General features: G+C 57.2%; 14 protein-coding genes, 3 pseudogenes and 1 other annotated feature. Of the genes and pseudogenes, 2 read left to right on the top strand and 15 right to left on the bottom strand.

The window, feature by feature from the left end:
* Positions 1-170 precede the first annotated feature (170 nt).
* The 8 genes from G8E03_RS15290 to G8E03_RS15255 form a co-directional block, all read right to left on the bottom strand.
* Positions 171-1,252 (bottom strand): IS3 family transposase gene (locus tag G8E03_RS15290; protein WP_166191045.1). Its coding sequence is split into 2 segments (ribosomal slippage): positions 171-997 and positions 997-1,252, totalling 1,083 coding nucleotides; the frame shifts between segments, so codons are not numbered across the junction.
* Positions 1,253-1,375: 123 nt separating this feature from the next.
* Complete coding sequence (locus tag G8E03_RS15285) at positions 1,376-2,302, bottom strand: hydroxymethylglutaryl-CoA lyase (protein WP_166194555.1); 927 nt, start codon at positions 2,300-2,302, stop codon at positions 1,376-1,378.
* On the bottom strand, positions 2,299-3,450 hold the full coding sequence (locus tag G8E03_RS15280; RefSeq protein WP_166194553.1) for a CaiB/BaiF CoA transferase family protein: 1,152 nt from the start codon (positions 3,448-3,450) through the stop codon (positions 2,299-2,301). Before G8E03_RS15280 ends, G8E03_RS15285 begins: the two co-directional genes overlap by 4 nt.
* A 28-nt stretch (positions 3,451-3,478) precedes the next feature.
* Positions 3,479-4,768 carry a TRAP transporter large permease gene (locus G8E03_RS15275; RefSeq protein WP_166194550.1) on the bottom strand — a complete coding sequence of 430 codons (1,290 nt, stop codon included), beginning with the start codon at positions 4,766-4,768 and terminating at the stop codon, positions 3,479-3,481.
* On the bottom strand, positions 4,765-5,235 hold the full coding sequence (locus G8E03_RS15270) for a TRAP transporter small permease (protein ID WP_166194548.1): 471 nt from the start codon (positions 5,233-5,235) through the stop codon (positions 4,765-4,767). Before G8E03_RS15270 ends, G8E03_RS15275 begins: the two co-directional genes overlap by 4 nt.
* A 142-nt stretch (positions 5,236-5,377) precedes the next feature.
* On the bottom strand, positions 5,378-6,421 hold the full coding sequence (locus tag G8E03_RS15265; protein ID WP_166194545.1) for a TRAP transporter substrate-binding protein: 1,044 nt from the start codon (positions 6,419-6,421) through the stop codon (positions 5,378-5,380).
* Positions 6,422-6,494: 73 nt separating this feature from the next.
* Entirely contained in the window at positions 6,495-7,664 is a 1,170-nt protein-coding gene (locus G8E03_RS15260) for an acyl-CoA dehydrogenase family protein (RefSeq protein WP_185804595.1), read from the bottom strand.
* Between the two features lie 43 nt (positions 7,665-7,707).
* A complete protein-coding gene (locus G8E03_RS15255) occupies positions 7,708-9,033 on the bottom strand; it encodes an MmgE/PrpD family protein (RefSeq protein WP_166194542.1) in 1,326 nt (441 codons plus the stop codon).
* 53 nt (positions 9,034-9,086) lie between these two features.
* Between G8E03_RS15255 and G8E03_RS15250 the strand changes: the two genes are divergently transcribed.
* Positions 9,087-9,956: a GntR family transcriptional regulator gene (locus G8E03_RS15250; protein ID WP_205793474.1), complete on the top strand. Its 870-nt coding sequence runs from the start codon at positions 9,087-9,089 to the stop codon at positions 9,954-9,956.
* Positions 9,957-9,968: 12 nt separating this feature from the next.
* Entirely contained in the window at positions 9,969-10,760 is a 792-nt protein-coding gene (locus G8E03_RS15245; RefSeq protein ID WP_166194536.1) for an enoyl-CoA hydratase-related protein, read from the top strand.
* 291 nt (positions 10,761-11,051) lie between these two features.
* Here the strand turns inward: G8E03_RS15245 and G8E03_RS17510 are convergent.
* The 7 genes and pseudogenes from G8E03_RS17510 to G8E03_RS15205 form a co-directional block, all read right to left on the bottom strand.
* A pseudogene (locus G8E03_RS17510) lies at positions 11,052-11,745 on the bottom strand (IS3 family transposase); the annotation flags it as partial.
* Positions 11,310-11,416, bottom strand: a sequence feature (AL1L pseudoknot). Its footprint overlaps the pseudogene before it by 107 nt.
* Positions 11,746-11,804: 59 nt before the next feature.
* Positions 11,805-12,037 (bottom strand): annotated as a pseudogene (locus G8E03_RS15230) (IS110 family transposase); the annotation flags it as partial.
* 72 nt (positions 12,038-12,109) lie between these two features.
* Positions 12,110-12,558: pseudogene (locus G8E03_RS15225) on the bottom strand (transposase); the annotation flags it as partial.
* Between the two features lie 111 nt (positions 12,559-12,669).
* Positions 12,670-13,539: an alpha/beta fold hydrolase gene (locus G8E03_RS15220; RefSeq protein WP_166194527.1), complete on the bottom strand. Its 870-nt coding sequence runs from the start codon at positions 13,537-13,539 to the stop codon at positions 12,670-12,672.
* Positions 13,540-13,551: 12 nt separating this feature from the next.
* On the bottom strand, positions 13,552-13,971 hold the full coding sequence (locus tag G8E03_RS15215) for a lipocalin-like domain-containing protein (protein ID WP_166194524.1): 420 nt from the start codon (positions 13,969-13,971) through the stop codon (positions 13,552-13,554).
* A gap of 49 nt (positions 13,972-14,020) precedes the next feature.
* A complete protein-coding gene (locus tag G8E03_RS15210) occupies positions 14,021-15,328 on the bottom strand; it encodes a TRAP transporter large permease (protein ID WP_166194521.1) in 1,308 nt (435 codons plus the stop codon).
* A complete protein-coding gene (locus tag G8E03_RS15205; RefSeq protein ID WP_166194518.1) occupies positions 15,325-15,831 on the bottom strand; it encodes a TRAP transporter small permease in 507 nt (168 codons plus the stop codon). Before G8E03_RS15205 ends, G8E03_RS15210 begins: the two co-directional genes overlap by 4 nt.
* Positions 15,832-15,841: the final 10 nt, after the last annotated feature.

Below are 15,841 nucleotides of genomic sequence, written 5' to 3'. Positions count from 1 at the left end.
AGGAAAGACAATTGTCCGCGAAGATGACTTCGCAGATCAGTCCATGTTGTTGGTGGAAGGCTAGGTTGCACATTCAAAATGCTCCCTGATGGCGAAACACAAATCATCGACGTTATGCTACTTGGTGCCCTGGTAATCCCCCCATTTTTGCGGGGGCTTGGCCGTAGAATTTACGCGGCCATTCTCAGTTTCTGGGCGGGGGTCATCCCGCCGTTGCCCATGTTGGGGCGTTCATGGTTGTAAGACCAGAGCCATTCAGTAGCAATCTGCTGCACCTCGTCGATGCTTTCGAAGATGTGGAGGTCCAGCCATTCGTGCCGGACCGTCCGGTTGTAGCGCTCGACATAAGCGTTCTGCTGCGGTTTCCCCGGCTGAATGTGGGCCAAGGCGATGCCCTTGTTTTCGGCCCATTCCATTAGGGTGCCGCTGATATATTCTAGGCCGTTGTCGACTCGAATGGTTCGAGGCGCACCGCGCCATTCGATGATCTGGTTCAGCGCCCTGACGACGCGTTCCGCGGGTAGCGAGAAGTCGACCTCGATACCCAGCCCTTCACGGTTGAAGTCGTCCAGGACATTCAGCAGCCGGAACTGGCGACCGTCCCCAAGGCGATCTGCCATAAAATCCATGGACCAGACCTCATTCGCAGCCTCCGGAACCGCCAGCGCCTCGGGCTTTTCCCGCTTCAGGCGCTTGCGCGGTTTGATCCGCAGGTTCAGCTCCAGCTCGCGGTAGATCCGGTAGACGCGCTTGTGGTTCCAGCCATGGCCTTGGACATTGCGCAGGTACAGAAAGCACAGGCCGAAGCCCCAGGTCATCTTCGCCTTCGTCAGCCCCAGAAGCAGGTCGGCGATCTGCTCGTTCTCCTCGTCCAGCTTGGGACTGTACCTGTAGCAGGTCTCGCTGACGTCGAATGCCCGGCACGCCAGCGCAATGCTGACGCCCTTCATCGCCACCGCTTTCCCGGCCAACTCTCGGCGTTGAGCTGGCCGTGTCATTTTTTTCCCAAAGCCTCCTTGAGCAGGTCGTTCTGCATGCTGACGTCGGCAAACATGCGCTTCAGGCGCCGGTTCTCCTCCGCCATAGCCTTCATCTCGCTAATGAGGCTGGCGTCCATCCCGCCATACTTCGCCCGCCATTTGTATAGCGTGGCGCTGCTCATGCCATGTTCGCGGCACAGCTCGACAGCAGGCACACCGCCCTCCATCTGGCGCAGCACGCCCATGATCCGGGCTTCGGGTGTCTTCTTCATCGGAATCTCCTCAGTCATCCTGCCGAGAAAATTCTACTTCCGCATCCCCTTAAGATAGGGGGGGATTACCACCTTGCGAGGCATGCTGATCCGTTGGTCTTCAATCCGGATGATTTTCGACCATCAGCCTCTGGCACGTTTCGCATTGTTCAACGGGGTGACCGTACCGATAGGACCGACGCGCAACAAGCGGGCGGGCAAGGAACAACCAAGCCGCTCTTCAAGCCATTTTCCGGTTTCGATGACTTGTGACAAATCAATACCGGTTTCATGCCCCTCGGCATGAAGGAAATGGACCAGATCTTCCGTCGCAACATTCCCGGAAGCGCCGGGGGCAAATGGACAGCCTCCAATCCCTCCTATCGAACTCTCGAAACTGGTTATGCCTGATTGAAGGCCTGCGAGTACGCTGGCCAATGACAGACCGCGCGTGTTGTGCAAGTGCAGCACAGGATCGATTTCAGGGTTTTGCGCATTGAGTGCCTGTGCCAGCCTTTTTACCTGCCGGGGCGTCGCGGTGCCGATTGTATCGCCGAATTTGATACGTTGTATGCCCATCGCGCTCAGCGACTTGACCAGTTTCATTGTCTGCTCAAGCGGCGTGACACCTTCAAATGGGCAGCCAAAGGCAACTGCAATCGCCGCGACAGGTGTGCGCGCATGGTTCCGTGCCAGTTCGATGACCGGCTCGATACGCGTGAGCGCCTCATCCACCGAGCAGTTTGTATTGGCCTGGGAGTGGCTTTCTGTCGCAGAGATGAAACAGACCCAATCGTTCACTGGCGTAAGGGCCGCGCGCTCAGCGCCGCGAATGTTGGGCACCAGAGCCTCCAATGTGACGTTGTCGAGACTTGCAAGACCAGCGAGCACATCTTCGGCATCGGCCATTTGCGGCATTGCCCGTGGCGACACGAATGATGTCGCCTCGATCCGCCGAATGCCTGCTGCTGCGGCACGGCGCGCCAGCGTTATCTTGTCCGCTGTCGATACCGGATTCGACATGCCTTGCAGACCATCACGCGGCGCAACCTCAGTAATGGAAATTTTCATGACCGCTCCTCTATACCTCTCTTCGGTGTTTCGGGCGCAGTGGTGCGCAATTCAGGGCGCCGGCCGTCAAATCGCAACGGTGTACCGATCAGCCCCAGCTTTTCGTCGCCGCTGTCCAGCAACATGCCGAGTGCCTGGGTTTGCGGATGCATCAGCACCTCGGATACGCTATTGACGGCGGCGCAAGGTACGCCGACCTTTTCCAGCACTGTGACCCAATGATCGGCATCCTGTTGGACAATCACCTCGCTAATAATCCTGTTCAACACCTCGCGATTGGCGATCCTACTGGCGTTGTCGCGAAATCTGTCGTCCTGGGCCCATTCAGGTTGGCCCAGAGCGTCGCACAACCGGCGGAACAGATTATTATTGCCTGCCGCAATAACGACATGCCGGTCGCGCGCTGGGAATGCACGGTAAGGGGCCAGCATCGGTGTTTCCGATCCGGTCTTGCCGGGTTCTTTCCCCGAGGCCAGGGCATTTGCAATGGGCACGGTCATCCAGCTCAGCCCTGTCTCGAACAGGGAGGTGTCCACAATACAACCGCGCCCGCTGATCGCCCTCCCCAGCAGAGCGGAAAGGATGCCTATGACACACCACATCCCACTGCCCTGATCTATAATCGACGGTCCTACACGCACCGGAGGGCGACCCGCTTCGCCTGTGACAGACATTATGCCTGAAAAGGCCTGCATTAAGGGATCATAGCCAGTTTGACGGTTCAGCGGTCCGGTCGCGCCGTAAGCCCCCAGATTACAGTAGATCAATCTGGGATATCTGGCACAGAGCGTCTCTGCATCCAGTTCAAACCGCTCCATCAGCCCCGGACGCATATTGTGAACGACAATATCGCTTTCCTTGATGAGACCCTCCAGCTTTGTGCGTTCATCCGCATCCTTGAGGTCGACAGCAATCGCCCGTTTGTTCCGGTTGAGGCTGTGGAAGGCCGCGGCCGTTTCTCCGATGAATGGCGGGCCCCACTGGCGTGCATCATCGCCGCCATCCGGGTTCTCAATTTTGGTCACCTCCGCACCGAGATCCGCCAGCACCTGTCCGCAAAAAGGTGCCGCGACAGAGTGGCCGATTTCAATCACCCGGATACCCCGCAAGGGCTGATCGGGGCGATGTAAATCTGTAGCTTCCGTCATGGTGCCTCCATATGCCGGAAATTGCTGGTCAAAAGCGGGTCAATATCAGTGCGATATCCGGAAAAATCCAAACAAGTACGAGAACTGTCAGCACGATCGCGAGTGATGGCAGAGTTGCCCGGATAATGACTTCGATCTTCTCATCCGGAAGGATGGCCTTTAGCGCGAAAAGGTTCATGCCGAGCGGTGGTGTGATGACGGCAAGCTCCATATTGAGAACCATCAAAATACCGAACCACAAGGGATCGAAACCAAGGGCCACCGCGATAGGAACAAAGACCGGGACGGTGATCAGAATGATTGAAATCACTTCCAGGAAAAAACCCAGAATGGTCCAGGTCACCATCATGATCAGCAGCACGACCCATGGTTCTACTCCGGCCTCCATGACCGTTTTTGCCAGAAACTGCGGCAAACCGATCAGCGTCAGAGCCGATCCAAGGATCAACGCGCCTGCCACGATCGCCAGCAAACTCGCCGAATGGCGGGTCGCTACGATGAGAACCCCGGGTAGATCTTTCAGGGAAAGACTGCGGCGTAGAACGACGGTCAGCAATAGCGACAATATAACGCCGATGCCGGCAGCCTCTGTCGGAGTGTATATGCCCGTATAGATTCCCCCCAGAACGATAACAGGCAAAGAAAGATCGGGAAGTGCGCGCCAGGTTGTGCGCAGCGCCTTCCTGGCAGACCATGCTGCGGTATTCATATCCCGCGTGGGCGGTGCCGCGAACATCGCCCAAGCCGCCAAAAGCGCCGCGATCAAAATGCCCGGAAGCAGACCCGCTATGAAAAGCTGTGCCGGTGAAACCGAAGCAAGCGAGGCGTAGATGATCAGCGGAATGGACGGCGGGATCAGGATGCCCAGCGATCCACCTACAGCAGATAGGCCATAGCTGAGCCGCTTGGAGTATCCCGCCTTTTCCATCTCCGGCAGTGCGATACGACCAATTGTCAGCACCGATGCCATTGAGGAGCCGACAATAGCCGCAAAAAAGGTAAAGGCGCTCACAGCGGAGACGCCGGTCCCTCCACGCATTCTGCCGACCCAAACATTTGCTACTTCGAACAGTTGCTGACCAACCTTGCCCCGATAGAGGATTTCTCCCATCAGGATATACATGGGCACGGCCAGCATCACCGGATCGGCGAGCGTGCGTTGCAAGGTCAATGGAACCTGAATCAGAAACGGAATACCGGAGGCGGCAACGATCGTTGCCGCACCGGCCAAGCCCAGTGAAAAGGCGATCGGTACGCCGAAAACCAGGCAAACCAATAGAACGGTGAGTAGAATGATAATGACGGTTCCAGAAATCATATGTTCGACTCCACATCAATTCTGTTACCATCCAGTTCTTTACCTTTGGCCAGAAGGTAGCACCTGAGGATGACCCCCAGGATCAGGAGCACACCACCGATCGGGACCATCGCATAGATGAACCACAAAGGCGTTTCGAGCAGCGTTGGCGCGAGCATACCCCGGTCAAACGCGCGCACGGCGTATGCCGTGCCATACCAGATCAGGATGCCCGCGTAGGGCAGCACGGCCAACGTGGTTGCGATCTCGGCGATCCGGCGGGTCATGCCTGTGCGGTTCTCGATCCAGAAAGTGACACGCAGGTGATGCCCGCTCGCCAATAGGGCTCCGGGTGTCATGAAGACTGCAAACTGCAGCAGATAAATCGAGATTTCAGTCGCCCAAACCGTGGGCGCGTGAAAAATATAGCGCAATGTCACGTCATAGGCGGTGATGATCGGCAGTGCCAGAAGTGCGGCCGCTGCCATGCTTATGACGGTATGCTGGACCGTGGCCAAAGCCTGAATTGCTCGCTGCATGGGAACCTTGCCTGACTGCTTGAAGAGATCTGTCCGACCGAAGACAGGAGCGCCGGTCGGACAAATGTGAACATTCTCGCGTCGATGATTTCTAGCTGGCAGGGTGCTCCGCGTTGGCTGCCTCTATGGCCTGGAGAATTTCGGCACCGGCATCGCCTGTTTTTTCCTTGTAGTCCTCCAGAAGCGGCTGAGCCGCCTCGCTCCACAACTGGCGCTCCTCCACTGTTGGTTCGATAATTTCCACACCCTCGGCTCTGAGTTTTTCGGCAATTGCTTCGTTGTCCGCCTTGCCCTGTTCGCGTGATGCTGTTTGGGCGACTTGCGCTGCGGCATTGACTGCGGCCTGCACATCCTCCGGCAGTGTATCCCACCACATCTTGGACGCAGACCCTACAAACGGCAAACGCGCCAATGCGATGTTGGTGCCGTATTGTGTCACTTCGGTGAGCTTGCGCGAAAGCACCGAAGACGGGCCGGTCAAGCAACCGTCAATAGTGCCTCGCTGCATCGCCTGATAGATTTCCTGTGAACTCATCGTGACGGGCGATGCACCCAGCAAGCTGAGCAGTCGCGTGGCATCCAGACCGAACGAGCGCATTTTGAGCCCCTCCATGTCCGCAGGAACCCGAACCGGTGTGTTTGTGTAGATTTCAACGGTGCCATAGGCCGTCCAGCCCAGCATCTCGTGATCGTACTTGGCCAACTGCGTTGAAAAGGCGTTGCGCATTTCAGCGCTGTCTTCGGCCGCCCACTCGGCTTCCCAGGTTTCATAAAGGAATGGCATCGCCCAGATCCGAAGCAATTCGGCATCGCGACCGGCCATAAAGCCAAGATTGACCTGACCGATATGGGTTGCACCCGTCGAAATCGCATCCGGCAGCTGGGTGTCGTTGTAAAGCTGGCCATCAGGGAACGTCTGAGGCACCAGCTTGATCGAGGTATCAGCCGTACGCGCGGCAATTTCTTCTGCCAGCACTTCGAAATATGTGCCTGTGGCGTGATGCTCGGGCAGATTATACGCGATTTTGATAACCTGTTCACTTTGCGCGCGCAGCGCCGACGGCGCCGACAGAACACCCAGTGTCGCTGCAGAAGTCGCCAGGAAACCGCGCCGTGATTGAGTGAGTTTAGTCATATTAATTCCTCCCGTTCTGCCTGTTTTTTTCCGCATATACGCCCCGAGGCAGTGCAGCGCGCAGCGGTTTTGATCAATACGAGCGTGGCATGCCGAGAACATGCTGACCGAGATAAGCAAGTATGAGGTTCGAGGATATCGGCGCGATCTGATAGAGACGGTTTTCGCGCCATTTGCGCTCCACGTTGTATTCGCAGGCGTAGCCAAAACCACCATGCGTTTGCATACAGGCCTCACCGGCGTGCCAGCTGGCCTCGGAGAGCAGAAACTTGGCCATATTCGCATCCTCACCACAGGGCTGGCCCGCGTCAAAGAGCGCACAGGCGCGGCGCAGGACCAGTTCGGCGGCGCGCATTTCCGCATAGGCGCGCGCGATTGGAAATTGCACGCCCTGGTTCGCGCCGATGGGCTTGCCGAAGACCACACGGTCATTCGCATAGCGCGTCGCCGTTTCGATAAACCAGCGCGCGTCGCCCAGACATTCAGATGCGACCAGCGTGCGTTCCGCGTTCATACCGTCAAGGATATATTTGAAGCCGCGGCCTTCTTCGCCAATCAGGCTCGAGGCGGGTATGCGCAGATTGTCAAAATAGATCTCGGTGGTGTTGTGGTTGACCATGGCGTCAATCGGGCGAATTTCCATTCCGTTGCCACGTGCCGCGCGCATGTCGACCAGAAAAACGGACAGGCCGTCGGTCTTGCTGGTCACCTGATCCACCGGTGTGGTGCGGGCCAGCAACAACATCAGATCGGAATAGAGTGCGCGGCTGGTCCAGACCTTCTGGCCGTTCACCACGTATTCGTCACCGTCGCGCTCGGCGCGGGTCTTGAGCTTGGTGGTGTCCGACCCCGTAGTGGGTTCGGTCACGCCAAAGGCCTGCAGGCGCAGCTCGCCGCTCGCGATGGCAGGCAGGTACTGCTTCATCTGTGCCTCTGAACCGTGCCGCAGCAGGGTCCCCATGATGTACATTTGAGCGTGGCAAGCACCCGCATTTCCGCCGGTGGCGTGGATCTCTTCCAGCACGACCGATGCCGCACGAAGCGGCAGGCCGGAGCCGCCGAATTCTTCTGGAATGAGCACCGCCAGAAACCCGCTTTTGGTCAGTGCCTCGACAAATTCATCGGGGTAGCTGTCTGTTTTTTCCAACTTTTGCCAGTAGGTCCCGTCAAAGGGGGCGCAGATCTTGCGCACGGCATCGCGGATTTCCGGATAATCTTCGCCGAAATCTAGGGATGTGGGCATATCAAGCGTTTTGCTCATCTGGTTTCCTTCGGATCTGTTTTTTCTAGGGACAATGGGCCGCATCGGCGCAAATTTTTTCATGCAAGTGACGGCGAAAATCGGCGAGGGTCAGCCTCTGCCCGGTCTGTTGATGCCAGATACTCAGGCAGTCAGAAACTTTGGCATCGAATGCCTCGGGCGTTGCCGGTGCCTGAGGTGCGCCGGGGTAGAATACGGCTTCAGCCTCCGCGAGGGTCTGTCCGCCTGCGGAAATCTGCAACCTCACCGTTCCATGATCAACGCCAACCGGCATATCACCCTCAAGCGCGTCTTCGATCACCTCGATCCGTGCCATCAAATTGCGGATGTCAGGACGAAACACGGCGCTGTCTTCAAAATCCTGTAGCCCCACAGTCCCCTGCGCCAAAGCTACTGCCGTGCAATAGGTCGCACAGAACTTTGCCTCTGCACCATTTTGCGGGTCGGTCACATGCAGCGGCCGCATACCGCCGTAAGGAACGCGCAGGACGATGCGGGCCTTTTCGGGCATTTCCGCGCCCAGAGTGCGCCGCGCCGCAAGTGCAGCGCCGATCATGCGGTGGGTCAGATAGCAGCAGGGAAACAGCTTGCGCGACACAGAAAGGGCGTTCGGTGCAATTTCGACCTTATCCGGATCCGCCGCAACCGATGCCCCACCGTAGAGATCGAAAAAGCCGCGCTCGCCGAAAATGTCCGGACAACCGGCAATCCCGGCCTCGGCCATCAAAACCGAACGCAGGCCGGCGGCAGCGGCCTGTCCTGCCTGCACATGCTTGGCTTCGGTTCCGAAATTGCGCTGAAAGCCGCCTGCCTGCGCGGCGGCCAGCGCCAATGCGCTGCGCACCGCAGGGCCTTCAAGCTCCAGCAGATAGGCAAGAGCCGCCGCAGCCGACAATGGTCCGATCGTCGAGGTCGCATGCCATCCGCGATCATAATGCTCAAAACCCAGCACTTCGCCCAATGCGATGTTGGCGCCTAGACCTACCGCATAGGCATCTATCATGCGCGGTGCCAGATTCGGGCGCGCATCGCACATCGCCATCAGTGCCGCGACCAACACGATACTGGGGTGGGTAACAGAGGTCAGTTGAACATCATCATAGTCGAGCGCGTGGCCCGCGATACCATGAACGAGGGCGGCATGTTCCGGGCTTTGAACATAGCTTCCGTCCAGAAGCCTGGCCCCTCCGTCAGCAAATATCCGTCGTGCCGCCACCGCCGAAGATGCACTCCACCCGGCATACATCACTGCCACCGTATCCTCGAAAGACATCACAACTGCGCCACGTTCTTCCGCGCTCAGCGCAGGTTGCGTGCCGATCATATCGCATAGCCGTCCGATGAAACTCAAAATCCCCCCTCCCGTCAGGATCGTCGCCCCATTGGAAAGGGCCCCTCAGTGCGGTGCAGCCTTCGCTTCATCCAATTATCCGGATGTTTGAAAATCTATCCGGATGTTTGAAAATTCATGCCATCATGTCAACGGCTAAATCTTATTGCGGAAGCGACCGGCAAACTTATAAGTTGCGCGGCATGAATAAGCCGCCCAGCATCAAACGCCCGCTCTACAAGGAACTCCGCGACACGTTGGCCGCCGAGTTGGCCAGCGGCGTGTATCCCATCGGCAGTCGCTTCCCGACCGAACAGGACCTTTGCAAACGCTACAAACTCGGCCGGCATACGGTACGTGAGGCATTGAGATTGCTTCAGGCGGCCGGTCTGCTCTCACGTCAAGCCGGGGCCGGTACGACCGTCATCGCGCTTACGCCACCGGCAACCTACAGTTACAGAATTGATTCCATTGATGATTTGACACGATACGCGCAAGCTACCGCCTTCATCAAAAAGCAGGAGGGGATGGTCACGGTACGTGAAGCCCTTGCCAGGACTCTGGGCACGGATGTGGGTAGTCGCTGGTTGCGATTTGCTGGCGTTCGACATGCCGTGAATGAAGAATTGCGGGTGGCATGGACTGAAATATATGTCGCGGAACCGTATATCGCGGTTCGCGACAATACCCAGAACGCAACCAAAGCGATCTATCAGAAAATAACCGAACAATTCGGATTTTCCATAGCCAGGGTCGAACGTCAGATCGTGGCGGTCCCGATGCCGGCAGATATGGCAACGGCTTTGCTATGCGAACCCGGCACACCGGCGCTTATGGAACGGCGGCGCTACTGGTCAAATGAGGGCGTCTTGTTCGAAGTCAGCCTCTCATTCCACCCCGGCGACCGGTTCCCCCAGACAATCATGGTGGAACGCGAAACATGAAAGAGGAACTCCATGGCTCAATTTGAAACCTTGACTTTGGAACACGTGGATATGGGCGTTGCGCTGATTACCATGAATCGCCCGGCTTCCGCCAATGCCCTGAATACCCGAATGGGCCAGGAACTGCTCGAACAGTTTCGCAGCATATTGATGGATCCGGGGGATTTGCGCTGCGTGGTACTGACCGGAGCTGGAACCAAAGCTTTCTGCGCCGGGGGGGATCTTCGGGAACGAAACAACATGTCTGACGCGGACTGGCAGCGCCAGCATGTGATTTTCGAACAGGCGTTCTATACACTCATGGATTGCCCCGTTCCCGTAATAGCGGCCGTGAACGGAGCGGCCTACGGCGGTGGCACGGAAATTGCTTTGGCTTGTGATTTCATCCATGCTTCGGAAACGGCTCGCTTTGCATTGACCGAGCCTAAGCTGGGAATCATCCCCGGCGGTGGCGGCACCCAGAACCTGCCACGCGCAGTCGGTTCGCGCAGGGCCAAGGAGTTGATTTACTCGGCACAACCTTTCAGCGCTGGTCAAGCTGCCGAATGGGGCATGGTAAACCGTGTTTGGCCTCAAAAAGACCTGATGCCTGGTGTGCTGGCGTTGGCCCAACAGATTGCCGCAAACGGTCCTGTCGCAGTGCGACAGGCCAAACGCGCAATGACCGTAGGGATTGAAACAGACTTGAAAACAGGGCTCGCCATCGAGATCGAAGCGTATAACCGCACAGTCCCCACGTCAGATCGACGCGAAGGTGTACGGGCATTCAATGAGAAACGCACTCCACAATTTACAGGACAGTAGACACCATGGCGTCCGCAGTTGACCTGAAGACTTGATAACTGGAAAAACTGAACGTCGTTTCATCCGTAGTTTGGCATGCTTGTGGTTTTGCATCAGGACCGGTTCCCGATTGGCTATGTCACGTCAGGTCGATAGTATTTCGGGAAGATGATACTGTATCAAAAGACCTTAGCCGATACGGGGTCAAGCGCCTATGAGCCGTAAAGGGACTGTTGCACTAATCGGCCCGCTTTTCCAGATTCGGGCTTTGCGGTTGATCAAAGCCACGTAGATCCCCGTTCAAACACCATCGTCAGGTATCGTCGTTCTTGGTTTCTTGCCACGAATGACGCCTTCGATGCCGAAGTCCTTCATCAGACGTGCGACGGTGCAGCGTGCGATATCGAAGCCTTCACAACGCATCTGATGCCAGATCTTACGCACGCCATAGACCTTTAGGTTCTCTTCAAAGACCCGTTCTATCTCAGGCTTCAGATCTTCGTCACGCTTGGCGCGATCAGATAGGCGCGAAGGAGCAACCCGCTTGGCTATGTGATCGTAGAACGTGGATGGGGCAATCGGCAGGTGCTTGCAGATCGCCTCGACCCCGATATCTCTATTCTCTTCGATAAAGGCGATCATGTCTTGGACCGGCGGTCGAGCTGCGTCCCGTTGCCCGGAAGGGCCTTGCGGAGCAAGGTCCCGAGAGGGGGGCAAAATATGCAGACGCCTTTCGCAGGATCTCATTGGCCTGCTTCAGCTCGCGGTTCTTGCGTTCCAGCACGCTCGCCATTGTCCTCGGAGCAATGGCGGACAAAGGCTCGCTCTTCTCGGCCACCTCGGCCTTCTTGACCCATTCGTTCAGCCTCTGCGGCGCACAGCCGATCTTCGACGAAATCGACAGGATCGCCGACCAGCGGCTCTCATGCTGTCCTTGATTGTCCAGAACCAGGCGAACGGCGCGCTCGCGCACTTGGGGGGAATACTCGTTCGTTGTCTTGCTCATGATGCTCCATCCTACTCAGGGGGTGGAGCCTCCGGCAAACCCGGCGCGGTTCAGTGCTGGATGTGAGCGGCAGCATACTCTGTCAGACGTTCGCGTTGGCGCATGTAGGCGCGTAGAGTGCGATCTCGGCTTCGGGACGGAAGCTGCCATGTAGCAAGCCGTAGGAATGCAGCTGGCGCAGCCATCCGGCATCGCTGACATCGGTTTTGCGACCCGGCACATTCTTGGCATAGCGGGCATTCACCAGAATGACCTCGAAGCCATGCGCCTCGAGGATCTCGAAGGCAGTGACCTGCCCCCCCCCCAAGGCTCCCTCATTCATAACGAGAGTTTGCGGGTTTGGATTTCATATTCCTCGGGTTCAGTAACCAAACCGGCGGCGTTTGTGCGCGACAGCCTTCATCTCAGCACGTATTTCTGGATTGTCAGGCGGACGATCACGCCTAACGGTTTTAGGATCAACACCAACAAGACGGCAAGCCCGGCGCTGCGAGATATCATGATCCCGCATTGCACGAAGCGCTGCCGCTCGCCGCTCGTTTGATGTTGTTAGTTCTTTCCCAGCAAATCCTTCAGGACGACGTTATCCAGCATCGTGTCGGCCAGCAGGCGTTTCAATTTGGCATTCTCGTCGGTCATTGCTCGCAGCTTCGCCGCATCTGACACTTCCATGCCGCCATACTGTGATTTGAACTTGTAGAACGTACCTTGGCTTAGGCCGTGCTTGCGACACACATCCGCAGTTGGCATCCCAGCTTCTTGTTCTTTGATCATCCCAATAATCTGGGCTTCGCTAAATCGCCTCTTTCGCATTTGTTTGCTCCTTCAAAAGGTTGAGCAAACTCTACATCAAACTGAGGGACGTTTCGGGGGGCAGGTCGGCGGATCAGGGTTGGATGTAGACAACCTTATGAGATTCCACAGCTAGGGCGTACGCAGAAAGTCCAAATGGATGCGGTTGAAAGTTTCGGAATCCTCGAATTGCGGCCAGTGTCCGCATTCCGTCATCAGCTCAAACCGTGCACCGGGAATAGACTGGGCGATCTTCTTGCCCTCCTCCGACGTGGCGGTAGGATCGTGCGATGTCCAGATGACCAATGTCGGCGCAGTAATCTTTTGGCTATCTTCGGCGCTGAACATGTTCCGCTTGCGGGTTTCAATTTCCTGTAGGCAGAGAATTCGTTTCATTATGTCGGCATAGCCGGGCTGCGCGTAAATGGCGCGGCGCGTTTCCACCAGGTCGTCGTTCACATCTGTATTGCGATACATAAGAAATTCGAGTCGCGAGCGGATGCGTTCGGGCGTTGGGTCGGTCACAGCCTCCATCGTCAGGCTTCGGATTCGCTCCATGACCTCGGGATATGCGGTCCATCCTCCTGCCGTGTTAAGCACCAGCCGGTCCACCCATTCCGGGTGATAGCGCGCAATCCAGGCTGCAACCCAGCCGCCCAGGGACTCGCCGGAGATATGCGCCTTTTCATAGCCGAGCGCCTTGATAACATCGATGACGTGGCGGGCATAATCTGCAATCTCGTAGCTGGTTGACGGTTTGTCGCTCCAGCCATGGCCGACCAGATCGATCGAATAGGTTCGGAAGTGGCGGGCGTGAGCGGCGAGATTGCGGCTATAGGCCTCCGCATGACCGCCTGTGCCGTGAATTAGAATGAGGAGCGGCTTTTCCCCATCTCCTGCGGCCAGATACCGGGTACGGATACCGCCGGCATCCAGATATCCCTGCTCAAATGAAACGCCCCTCAAATCAGACCAAAGCGACTTATGCTGCGCGTTATTCATCTCGACACCCCCTTATCTTTCCCATGTCAGAGTTGCCGTGATGGACACCCCATTGACCACGCGCGGCGCCGCCGACAGGACGATCCGGCCGTCCTCGAAAGTCACACGCCGAACCTGCCTTTGCCCGGTCCAGTTCGGGTAACTAGCCATGCGGACGATGTGGTGCACTTCGTCTCCATGGATCTCGTAGGTGCCACAATAGGCCAGGTAGGAGCGCATGGCCGCTGCGCACTCCTCGTCCGATCCGGTCACGAAATCGCCGGTTGTCATCTCGGGACGGTCGCGCCGCATCAATTGTGCCGACATCTGGCCGTCGGCCGTATAGATCAGGCATCCCGTTGGCGTCTCGCCCATGGGCAGATGATCGTCCGGGCCCCGATGCTGAATCCACGAGACCAGATTCCAGAGACCTAAGATATCGGATTGCTTCATAGCTAAACCTTCCATGATTGGTGCGTGATTTTGTTGGGGCGGAGGGGTGTCATTGCATCAGGCTGGGCAGGTAAAGGCTGATGCCCGGGAATATGAACAGCAGCATCAAAACAACAATCTCGACTGCGATGAACCAGATCAGCCCACGAAAGATTGTCATCAAGGGAACCTTGTCGCCGACGATGCCACTAACCACGTAGGCGTTTAACCCGATGGGGGGCGTCAGCAGGCCGATTTCGATGAACTTGATGGTGATCACGCCGGCCCAGATCATATTAATTCCGACGGCTTCAAACACCGGAATAAAGACTGGCAGGGTGACCAGCATCAACCCCAGCGGATCAAGGAACATCCCCAGAAAGATATAAACCAGTGAAATCAGCATGAGCGTGACCAGCGGACTCAGGTTGGTTATCTCGATCAGATCGGCGAGATAGACGGGGATACCGCTGAAGGCCAGAAAACGCGTGAACAGAACCGCGCCGACAGCAATGAAGAAGATCGACCCGGTGCTTTCCAGCGTTTCAAACAGGCTCAGTTTCAGACGGCTGATGTTCATCTCTTTGCGAATGATGGCAATCACCAGGGCGGCTGCGGCGCCGATCGCGGCGGCTTCGGTCGCTGTTGCAATGCCCGCGTAGATGCTGACCACGACGGCCGCGATCAGGACCGGTATGGGCCATACCTTGACCAGCTCTCTGAATCGTTCGCTCCAGGTTGAGTGTTCCTGAATGCTGGGTGCCAGTTCCGGATTGAGTTTGACCCGGGTAATGATCATCGTGGCAAAAAGAACCGCCGTCAGAATACCCGGACCGATGCCGGCGATCAGCAGTTGCCCAATTGGCTGCTGAGTGAAGATTCCGTACAGCACCATCAGGATGCTCGGCGGAATAAGCGAGCCCAGCGTTCCGCTCGCGGCGACCACGCCGGCGGCCAGGCCGGGTTCGTATTTGGCCTTGAGCATTTCGGGAATGGCCAACCGGCCCATCGCCGCTGCCGTGGCCATGCTGGAGCCGGATGCCGCCGCGAATCCCGCGCTGGCAAAGCAGGTCGCAACCGCCAGCCCTCCTGGAAGGCGGCTCAGCCATCGTCGCGCGGCACTGTATAGATCGGCCGTCATGCCCGAGTGATAGGCAATCGCGCCCATCAGCAGGAACATGGGGATAGCTGACAAGGACCAATGCGCCACAAACTCGAACGGCTGGCTGGCAAGCGCGCTTCCCGCTGCATGGGGTGAGCGCATGACGGCTAACCCGCCGATTGATACCAGGCCAAGCGCGATGCCGATGTGAACACGAAGTGCAATCAGGAGCAGAAGACACCCCAGCCCGATCATGCCAATGGTGAGAGAACTCATTTTAATTTCTCCTCGCTGCGGTCAGCGATGTGACGGAGGGTGTCCACAAGGAGCATGACAGCCATCAGTCCGATGCTGATCGGCACGGTCCAGCGCGCGGCCCATATGTAAACGTCAAAGGTGAGGGAAGGAGCCACTTCTCCGATACCGGTTTTCTTGATGGCTTCCTCGCCAGCCTTAAAGGCAAAAAAGGCGAGGTAGGCACAGGAGAGAAACCCCGTAGCAACCGTCAGAATTCGTTGCAGCCGGTCCGATAGCAGGTCGGTCACAAGGGAAATTCGGACGTGTCTCTGCTGCCGCTCGACAAAGGGGAAGCTGAAGAAGACCAAGGGTGCCATCAAATAATATGAGGCAATTTCCAGCGTACCCTGGAGGGGTTTGCTGGTCATATATCGCAAGGTCACGTCCAGCACGACAAGCGACATCATCACCAAGGCGGCGAGGGCGGCGACAACAATCAGAATTCTGGTAACGGCCCCTAAGGCCAAGTCAACGGATTTCATGGTTCTGAAC

The organism is Pontivivens nitratireducens (assembly GCF_011290545.1).
Lineage (GTDB): Bacteria > Pseudomonadota > Alphaproteobacteria > Rhodobacterales > Rhodobacteraceae > Pontivivens > Pontivivens nitratireducens.
The sequence above is the reverse complement of the archived record's forward strand: the minus strand, read 5'-3'. Positions and strand labels throughout refer to the sequence as shown.

Bases quoted from the DNA above. Each gene is read 5' to 3' on its own strand.
- G8E03_RS15285 (WP_166194555.1), bottom strand. From the start codon at position 2,302: ATGAAAATTTCCATTACTGAGGTTGCGCCGCGTGATGGTCTGCAAGGC.
- G8E03_RS15280 (WP_166194553.1), bottom strand. From the start codon at position 3,450: ATGACGGAAGCTACAGATTTACATCGCCCCGATCAGCCCTTGCGGGGT.
- G8E03_RS15275 (WP_166194550.1), bottom strand. From the start codon at position 4,768: ATGATTTCTGGAACCGTCATTATCATTCTACTCACCGTTCTATTGGTT.
- G8E03_RS15270 (WP_166194548.1), bottom strand. From the start codon at position 5,235: ATGGCAGCGGCCGCACTTCTGGCACTGCCGATCATCACCGCCTATGAC.
- G8E03_RS15265 (WP_166194545.1), bottom strand. From the start codon at position 6,421: ATGACTAAACTCACTCAATCACGGCGCGGTTTCCTGGCGACTTCTGCA.
- G8E03_RS15260 (WP_185804595.1), bottom strand. From the start codon at position 7,664: ATGCCCACATCCCTAGATTTCGGCGAAGATTATCCGGAAATCCGCGAT.
- G8E03_RS15245 (WP_166194536.1), top strand. From the start codon at position 9,969: ATGGCTCAATTTGAAACCTTGACTTTGGAACACGTGGATATGGGCGTT.
- G8E03_RS15220 (WP_166194527.1), bottom strand. From the start codon at position 13,539: ATGAATAACGCGCAGCATAAGTCGCTTTGGTCTGATTTGAGGGGCGTT.
- G8E03_RS15215 (WP_166194524.1), bottom strand. From the start codon at position 13,971: ATGAAGCAATCCGATATCTTAGGTCTCTGGAATCTGGTCTCGTGGATT.
- G8E03_RS15210 (WP_166194521.1), bottom strand. From the start codon at position 15,328: ATGAGTTCTCTCACCATTGGCATGATCGGGCTGGGGTGTCTTCTGCTC.
- G8E03_RS15205 (WP_166194518.1), bottom strand. From the start codon at position 15,831: ATGAAATCCGTTGACTTGGCCTTAGGGGCCGTTACCAGAATTCTGATT.